10 protein-coding genes and 1 riboswitch are annotated in these 8,120 nt (G+C 43.5%); all 10 genes read left to right on the top strand.

The genetic code is table 11. The features are described from left to right. A partial coding sequence (gene cbiB, locus RT445_RS21865; protein ID WP_313471550.1) for an adenosylcobinamide-phosphate synthase CbiB occupies positions 1-754 on the top strand: 754 nt, incomplete at its 5' end. Continuing rightward, entirely contained in the window at positions 741-1,835 is a 1,095-nt protein-coding gene (locus tag RT445_RS21860) for a pyridoxal phosphate-dependent aminotransferase (protein WP_312506257.1), read from the top strand. The genes cbiB and RT445_RS21860, both read left to right, overlap by 14 nt. After that, on the top strand, positions 1,832-2,440 hold the full coding sequence (locus RT445_RS21855; protein ID WP_274796814.1) for a histidine phosphatase family protein: 609 nt from the start codon (positions 1,832-1,834) through the stop codon (positions 2,438-2,440). The genes RT445_RS21860 and RT445_RS21855 overlap by 4 nt, the downstream gene beginning before the upstream one ends. 11 nt (positions 2,441-2,451) lie before the next feature. Continuing rightward, positions 2,452-3,027 carry a bifunctional adenosylcobinamide kinase/adenosylcobinamide-phosphate guanylyltransferase gene (locus RT445_RS21850; RefSeq protein WP_312506254.1) on the top strand — a complete coding sequence of 192 codons (576 nt, stop codon included), beginning with the start codon at positions 2,452-2,454 and terminating at the stop codon, positions 3,025-3,027. A 20-nt stretch (positions 3,028-3,047) separates the two neighbouring features. Then, positions 3,048-3,824, top strand: a complete 777-nt coding sequence (gene cobS, locus RT445_RS21845) for an adenosylcobinamide-GDP ribazoletransferase (RefSeq protein WP_312506252.1) — start codon at positions 3,048-3,050, stop codon at positions 3,822-3,824. Then, positions 3,797-4,393 carry a histidine phosphatase family protein gene (locus RT445_RS21840; protein ID WP_312506250.1) on the top strand — a complete coding sequence of 199 codons (597 nt, stop codon included), beginning with the start codon at positions 3,797-3,799 and terminating at the stop codon, positions 4,391-4,393. The genes cobS and RT445_RS21840 overlap by 28 nt, the downstream gene beginning before the upstream one ends. Then, the gene (locus tag RT445_RS21835; RefSeq protein WP_274796818.1) at positions 4,345-4,737 is read left to right on the top strand and encodes a bifunctional adenosylcobinamide kinase/adenosylcobinamide-phosphate guanylyltransferase; all 393 of its coding nucleotides are present in this window, start codon (positions 4,345-4,347) and stop codon (positions 4,735-4,737) included. The genes RT445_RS21840 and RT445_RS21835 overlap by 49 nt, the downstream gene beginning before the upstream one ends. 31 nt (positions 4,738-4,768) lie before the next feature. Next, positions 4,769-5,263, top strand: coding sequence for an ECF transporter S component (locus RT445_RS21830; RefSeq protein WP_313471548.1), 495 nt, complete (start codon positions 4,769-4,771; stop codon positions 5,261-5,263). After that, positions 5,260-5,946, top strand: coding sequence for a hypothetical protein (locus RT445_RS21825; protein WP_312506246.1), 687 nt, complete (start codon positions 5,260-5,262; stop codon positions 5,944-5,946). The genes RT445_RS21830 and RT445_RS21825 overlap by 4 nt, the downstream gene beginning before the upstream one ends. 106 nt (positions 5,947-6,052) lie before the next feature. Continuing rightward, a riboswitch (cobalamin riboswitch) is annotated at positions 6,053-6,242 on the top strand. 163 nt (positions 6,243-6,405) lie between these two features. After that, positions 6,406-8,120: ribonucleoside-diphosphate reductase subunit alpha (locus tag RT445_RS21820; protein ID WP_313471547.1), on the top strand; the 1,715-nt coding region annotated here is incomplete at its 3' end.

Below are 8,120 nucleotides of genomic sequence, written 5' to 3'. Positions count from 1 at the left end.
ATTGATTTTGCTTCTTAGCTATCAGGTAAGTATTATTTTTGGCATCCTTGTAGAGGGACTTCTCATTGGGATTGGCCTCGCTCAGCGGAGCTTGAAGGAGGCTGCGATGGCTGTATATGAGCCACTTGTTAAAGGTGACTTTGCAGAGGCACGTGTCAAGCTGTCGTGGATTGTCGGTCGTGACACCGATAAGCTGGGAGAAGATGAGATTGTGCGTGGTGTAGTAGAAACGGTGTCTGAAAATACAAGCGATGGTGTGACAGCTCCACTTTTTTATGCCTTCTTATTTGGTGCAATTGGTTTATGGGGCTATAAGGCTGTCAATACATTAGATTCAATGGTTGGCTATAAAAATGACAAATACAAAGACTTTGGAATGTTCTCGGCAAAGCTCGATGATGTATTGAATTTTATTCCAAGTCGAATGACAGGCTTCCTTATTGTCCTTGGCACGAAAAATGAAACTGATCGAACGCTTGGCAAGCGGCTAAAGATTTGGGCACAGGACGCTAAAAAGCATCCAAGTCCAAACAGTGGCTATTTAGAGGCAGCGACGGCCGTTCAGCTAGGTGTGCAGCTTGGTGGGAAAAATACGTATCAGGGGGTTGTCTCTCATAGGGCTATTATGGGAGAAAAATTAGTCCCTTTGACGAAGGAACATATTGCAACATCTATTATTCATATGCGTATTGCCACAATACTCTTTACGCTTGTGATGTTAGCTGTGGAGGTGCTTATTTATGCCATTACCTAATCACGGAGCAAATCCGCACAATGTCTATCAGCAATTAGGCTTAACGATGCCAGAAGTAGTTTATGATTTTAGCGAAAATGTCAATGCTGAGGGACCACCAGCCTTTGTAGAGGCTCGTTGGCGAACACTTTATCCGCTTATTCAGCGCTACCCAGATCCTGATGGCGAGCCTTTTTTAACGAAGGTTGCTGCTTTTCATCAGGTCGCAAAGGAGACGATTTTACTAGGCAATGGGGCATCAGAGCTCTTTAGTGTAGTAGCAAGACGCTATGTGGGCAAGCGTGTCATTATCGTACATCCAACTTTTTCTGAATATGAGCGAACTTTGCGGGCTGCAGGTGCGGATATTGTGCCTATTTTGGTGACTGATTTTATTCATTACACATTGCCAATGGATGTGCTCAAGCAGGAAATGGAGAAGGCGGACGCTCTTTATATTTGTACGCCAAATAATCCAACAGGGGTATTACCGAAAAAAGAAGATTTACTCGCTTTAGTGGAGCACGGAAGAAGTGTTAGCTGTGAGCTTGTGATCGACGAGGCCTTTATGGATTGGGTGGGTGAAGCGTATTCTATGATTCATCATTGCGCGCAAAATCCACATGTGATAGTGGTGCGTTCGATGACCAAAATGTATGCGATTCCAGGTTTACGACTTGGTTATTTAGTCGCGCATTCATCCATTGTAAGCACTTTAAAGGACATGCTGCCTCATTGGAATTTAAATGCCTTTGCACTTGTGATTGGTGCAGGCTGTTTAGATGAACAGCAGTATTGTCAGCAGGCGATTGCCTATGCGACAACACAAAGAGGGCGATTACATCAGTATTTACAAGAAAACGGCTGTCAAGTAACGAACAGTGTGACGAATTATGTGTGCTTCACGTTACCACAAGGACAGCAGGCCGATCCCTTTTTCACGTATTGCCTCGGACAAGGGGTTGTCTTACGTCATACAAAAAACTTTCAAGGGTTACAGGGTGAATGGTTCCGTATAGGGATAAAAGATATTGCGGCCATGACTTCTTTACATAATTGTCTGCAAGCTTGGTTTAACGCAAATAAGGGGAGAGAAAAGTGACAACTTTTTATCTAGTAAGACATGGGGAAACACAATGGAATCAAGAGCAACGACTACAGGGCTGGCTGGACTCTCCATTAACGGAAAATGGTAGAGCAGCAGCACAAAGACTTCACAAGCAACTCCAGCCTATTCAGTTTGCAGCTGCTTATTGTAGCTCAAGTGGACGTGCAAGGGAGACGATGGACATTTTGACCACTAAGCGCAAGCTTCCGATTATTTATGAGGATGATTTACGTGAAATCTATTTAGGGGATTGGCAAGGCCAAACAATTGAAGACATTCTCGCCAATCATAAGCTTGATTATGAGCTCTATACTAATTACCCAGCACAGTTTGTTGCAACACATACGGAAAGCTTTGGTGCTGTGACAGAAAGAGCCATGTTTACATTAAAGAAAATAGCGGATCAACATCCCGATGAAACGGTTCTCATTGTCTCTCATGCAGTAACCATTAAATGTATCGTTAACGCTATTTTACAGCGAAGTATAAGTGAGCTATGGACAGCCCCATACATTCATGGAACAAGTGTGACAGTGATTGAACGACAAGAGCAACAATGGGCTGTGAAAGAAATTGGCAATCTTCATCATTTACAATAGGAGGTGTCCTGATGCCACTCATTTTTATTACAGGTGGTGTTCGTAGTGGGAAATCCCATTTTGCTGAGCGAACAGCGATTCAGCATTACCAAGCACAGCTAGGTCCCACAAAACGTTTAATTTATCTGGCTTCTGGCATCGCCTTAGATCGTGAAATGGCTAAGCGGATTGACCGACATCAGGCAGATCGGCAGGCACAACCTGTGCAGTGGCTAACGGTGGAGGCACCCTATGACATGGCAGAGGTTTTAGCAACACTCCAAAATGGGGATGTGGTGCTGTGGGACTGCGTGACAACGTGGCTAACAAATGCTTTTTATGAGGGCTTTGACAGTGGTACGCCATGTATAGATCAGCCAGGCTGTTTAGAAAACAAGCTACTGAACATCAAACAGGCCATCCTTTCATTACTAAATAAGGATGTGACTTTTTTAGTTGTCTCCAATGAACTATTTGATGAGCCACCATATGATAGTGATGAAGTAGAGTTATACCGACGAACACTCGGCCAATGGCATCAATGGTTCGTTGCCATTGCACAGGAGGCCTATGAAATGAATTATGGTATTGTAAAGAGATGGAAATAATCAAGAAAGAAGGCAAGACGATGAAAACTGTTTGGCATAGCCTACAATTGGCATTTCAATTTTTTACGGTTTTGCCAGTACATAAAGAGCTACCGTTAACTAGGCCAACGATTACAGGGATGTTTGCCTGTTTACCTTGGTTAGGAGCGTTAATGGGAACAACTGTGGCAGCAGTACTCTACGGTCTCACACAGTGGACAGCGAGCAGTGAGGTCATGCTAGCTTTTATAATCATAGCGCTTTTTGCCTTATGGACTGGTGGTTTGCATTTAGATGGCTTTATTGATATGGGTGATGCTTATTTTTCCTACCGAGATCGGGACAAGCGGTTAGAAATTTTAGACGACCCACGTGTTGGCGCTTTCGGTGTATTGTCTGTGCTGTTTTTACTAATGGGGAAATTTGTTGTCCTCCATGAGCTTTTCGTCCAACACAAATTCGCCTTATGGATGGTGCTGTTTGTACCTTTTCTCACTAGAGTTGGGATGAGCTTTTATTTTCTGTCCCTCGACTGTTCGAAAGAAAAAGGTCTTGCGTATTTTTTTAAATCCCATATTCACGCAAGTCTCTTAAAAGTGTTCATGCTGTTATCACTGGGCATAGCTCTGGCGGTTGTTGTCATTTTTACTCAATTCTCTCTGCTGCCCATTGTATTAGTTACTGTTTTAGCATTCGCACTGTTGATTTTTAGACAATTTACGCTACGTAATTTTGGTGGTGTATCAGGGGATTTACTTGGTGCATCTATTGAAGGGATGGAGGTTGTGCTATGGGTGACATTGTTACTGTGCGCTTGATGCGGCATGCGCCAACAAAGGAGAATCTAGAAAAACGCTATCTTGGTTGGACAGATGCCCCATTAGCTAATCCAACCACGCTTTCTATGGTGGATGATGCTGTAACAAACGTATATGGGAGTGATTTACGGCGCTGTCGAGAAACCGCTGCTCATTATTTTCCGAACGCAAGCTATCATGCAGATGCTCGCTTTCGTGAGACGAACTTTGGTGCATTTGAAGGGAAAACATATGATGAATTAAAATCGAATGCTCACTATCGTGCATGGCTAGATGATCCGATTAAGACGCCACCACCACAAGGAGAGGCTTTTCATGACTTTGTGGCACGTGCTGTGGAAGGCTTTAGCCATTTACCGAAGGATGAGGATCAGTATGCTTTAGTGGTGCATGGCGGGGTCATTCGTGCCTTACTCGTGGCCTATGCCCCAACAGAACAGCCTTTTTGGTCGTATGATGTACCACATGACAAACAATTTATTTTAACGTTTACAAGAAAGGCTTGGGAGGAGGGAGCAAGATGCACGTCTTTATTGGAGGAGCCTATAACGGTAAAACCGACTATGTGATGGGCTTGTATAAAGAGCGACAGGTCGCCCTTGTCGATGGCAATCTACCAGAGATCGCACCAGCCTGTGAAGTGCTAGTGATTAGAAATTTAGAAAACTGGTTGATGACTCAAAATCTAGAGGACGATGACCAAGTGGTTCAAGCGGTACTTGCAACCTTCAGGAGGCTTGAACAGCACTGTATGCTAGCGCTCATTGTTAACGATATGGGGCGCGGTGTTGTGCCAATAGACAAACAAGCGCGACTCTTACGCGATACATGTGGTCGTTTATATCAGGCTTTATTCATTGAAGCCGAGCAAGTTGTACGTATTTGGTACGGACTTGCCGAACAGCTGAAGTGAGGTAAACATACTACAGAAAAGAGGACATGGAATGGATCGACAAAGATTAAGGAATTGGATATTGACAGCAATGGTAGCAGCCATTTGTGCAGTAGGGGCAGTTATTAAGGTGCCGGCATTTATTTCGACTGCTGCACTCGACTCGGCTCCTGCCTTTTTGGGCGTAGTCTTTTTATCCCCATTTTTTGCAGGTCTTGCTGGATTTATCGGTCATTTTATTACAGCGTTGACTGCTGGATTTCCATTAGGACCACTACATCTTATCATCGCGATCGAAATGTTCATCGTCGTGTGGATCTTTGGCGTAATGCATAGAAAAGGTCTACATGTTTGGAAATGGCCAGTGGCACTCGTATTGAATGGCATTGTGGCACCATTACCTTTTTATTTTTTAATAAGCCCCGCCTTTTTCTGGGGTGCATTAGGTAGCATTCTTATGGCAACTGTTATTAACCTAGTCATTGTTGCAGTAGTGATGCCTGTTTTATCAAAGGTCTTTTTGCGTAAGGAAGGTCGCGTTCAATGAGAAATGCTATGAAAGTGGGCACGTTCATTGTGACAATGGATAATGCGGCAGCCATTGGGGAAAAGCCACAAGATGTAGTGTCAGCATCTGACCAACTAACAGCTTACATGACAGCACGTGTGACATTTTTAGAGCAGCTTGCGGCACAGGCATTACCTTGCCAAGTTTTACTCGCTAATTTCTCTGGTGATACGGCATGGACACGTTATGAAAGAGGTATTCAACAGGTGTTTGAGGAAACTGGTATAGCCTGTCCTGCAATCGCAGGAAGTACGGAATCGAATATGCCCACGCTACAGTCAGGTGTAGCCATTACGATGCTTGGGGAAATACAACAACGTCAACCATTTGACCATGAACAGCTCAGCTGGTACACTTATGGCTTGCCGCTTGTAGGGGAAGAAGTGTTAGCGCATCCAGAAGACGTTGCACAGCTTCAGCCCATTTTTCAGGCATGGCAGGCGGATATCGTGCAGCAAGTTTGGCCAGTCGGGTCAAAGGGGCTACAAGGCGAATTAGCGCGTCTTTTTGGACAGCAACAAGTTGAAAGTTCGCTTGATCTGACCAAATCAGCAGGTCCTTGTTCGGTCATTTTGCTTGGCATCGATCCTAAAAAAGAGCAGCAGGCACAAAATTATTTCCAAAGAAATTTTGAAAAACTACGCAAAACTGCACCGTATTAGGGCTTGTTTCGAGCAAAAGGGCTGCCTTAAAAATCGCAAGGTACGAAACACCTATTGCAACACGAAACACAATATGTTAGATTTGTTTAGGAGTTAAAACACAATATATAGTATTTGGACAAGCGGTACCAATATGGTTTAAAAGGGAATTCGGAACAAGAGTCATCTTAAGCCGAAGCTGTCCCCGCAACTGTAAGTGCTGACAAATAATCAAGAGACCACTGTTGAAAAAACGGGAAGGTGATTATTTGGAGGAAGCATGAGCCAGGAGACCTGCCGAGATGTTCAAGACAGCAACACATTCTTCGGGGATTGAGAAGTGGAGGCGAGAGATTTGTTCACTTCTTTGTGTGCACGTCCTTCATTTCCATTTCCGATTTTACAGCGATCACGTAACCGATAGAAGTTGCGTGATCGCTTTTTGTGTTGCTTGGAGAAAGAAAGGGAGAGAATGTGTACATGACAATTCAAATCGAACAGCAACTAGCTAAGTTAAAAAATAGTTACACGGAGGATGAGCTTGAAAGCTTTGTAAGGTTATCGGATCGTTGGCTACGAAAAAACGACAATGCCACATTTGAAGCATGGGCGGATGCGATGATTTTACAAACACTTAGCCTAATTGATGAGGAAGAGCCCTATTGGACATTTGTGGCTGCACACATTTATTTAGAAAAATTATACGATCAATTTGCAACGCGACGTGGCGTTTCACCAAAGGATGTTTATCAAGAATTTCCAGCTCATCTTGCACACTACACTGAAGCGGGCTTATATCATGAAAGCTTAACAACAAAATATAATGAGCAGGAGCTTCAACAATTAGCCAGCTATTTAGAACCTAGTCGTGACGAGCTATTCACGTATATTGGCTTGAAGACATTAATGGATCGTTATGTTGTACGTGATTATACAAAAACACCTGTAGAGCTCCCACAAGAGCGTTGGATGGTCATAGCCATGACATTAATGCAGGATGAAACAGAAAATCGTCTAGAAAAAGTGCGAGAAGCTTACTGGGCGATGAGTAATTTATATATGACTGTTGCAACACCGACACTATCAAATGCTGGTAAGACACATGGTCAGCTTTCAAGTTGCTTCATCGATACAGTGGATGACAGCCTACAAAGCATTTACGATACGAATACGGATGTCGCAACATTGTCTAAATATGGTGGTGGTATAGGCGTTTACATGGGCAAAATTCGTAGCCGTGGCTCGTCCATTAAAGGCTTCAAAGGTGCATCAAGTGGTGTGCTACCGTGGATTAAGCAGCTCAATAATACGGCTGTCTCTGTCGATCAGCTAGGGCAACGTCAAGGAGCCATCGCGGTTTATCTTGATGTTTGGCATAAGGACGTCTTTACGTTTTTAGATTTACGCTTAAACAATGGTGATGAACGACTACGTGCCCATGATATTTTCACAGGGCTATGTTTACCAGATCTATTTATGGAAACAGTAGAAGCCCGTGGAGAATGGCACTTATTTGATCCACATGAAGTACGTGAAGTGATGGGCTTCTCTTTAGAGGATTTCTACGATGAAACAAAGGGCAATGGCTCCTTCCGCACGAAATATGCAGCATGTATTGCTAATCCATTATTAAGCCGTGAAGTAGTACCAGCCATCGATATTATGAAGCGTATTATGCGCTCACAACTCGAAACTGGCGTTCCATTCATGTTTTACCGAGATGAAGTGAACCGCATGAATCCGAATAAGCATGAAGGAATGATTTATAGTTCGAATTTGTGTACAGAAATATTCCAGAATATGTCAGCAACAGAGTTTGAATCCATTACATTAGAAGACGATGTTATCGTGACTCGTCGCAAGCCTGGAGATTTTGTGGTTTGTAACTTGTCCTCTATTAATCTAGGAAGAGCCGTGCCTGCTAATGTCTTAGAGCGGTTAATTCCGATTCAGGTACGTATGCTTGATAATGTTATTGCGTTAAATACTATCCCTGTGAAACAAGCAGAGCGTACGAACCTACGCTACCGTGGTATTGGACTTGGCACATTTGGCTGGCATCATTTATTAGCCTTAAAGGAAATTCAGTGGGAATCAGATGAAGCTGTAGAATTTGCGGACAAGCTTTATGAGGACATCGCCTACCTAACAATTCGTGCCTCTAACGCTTTAGCAAGCGAAAAAGGAGCGTATCC

Source organism: Lysinibacillus sp. (genome assembly GCF_032093475.1).
GTDB lineage: Bacteria > Bacillota > Bacilli > Bacillales_A > Planococcaceae > Lysinibacillus > Lysinibacillus irui.
This window is presented reverse-complemented; position numbering and strand designations above follow the sequence as displayed.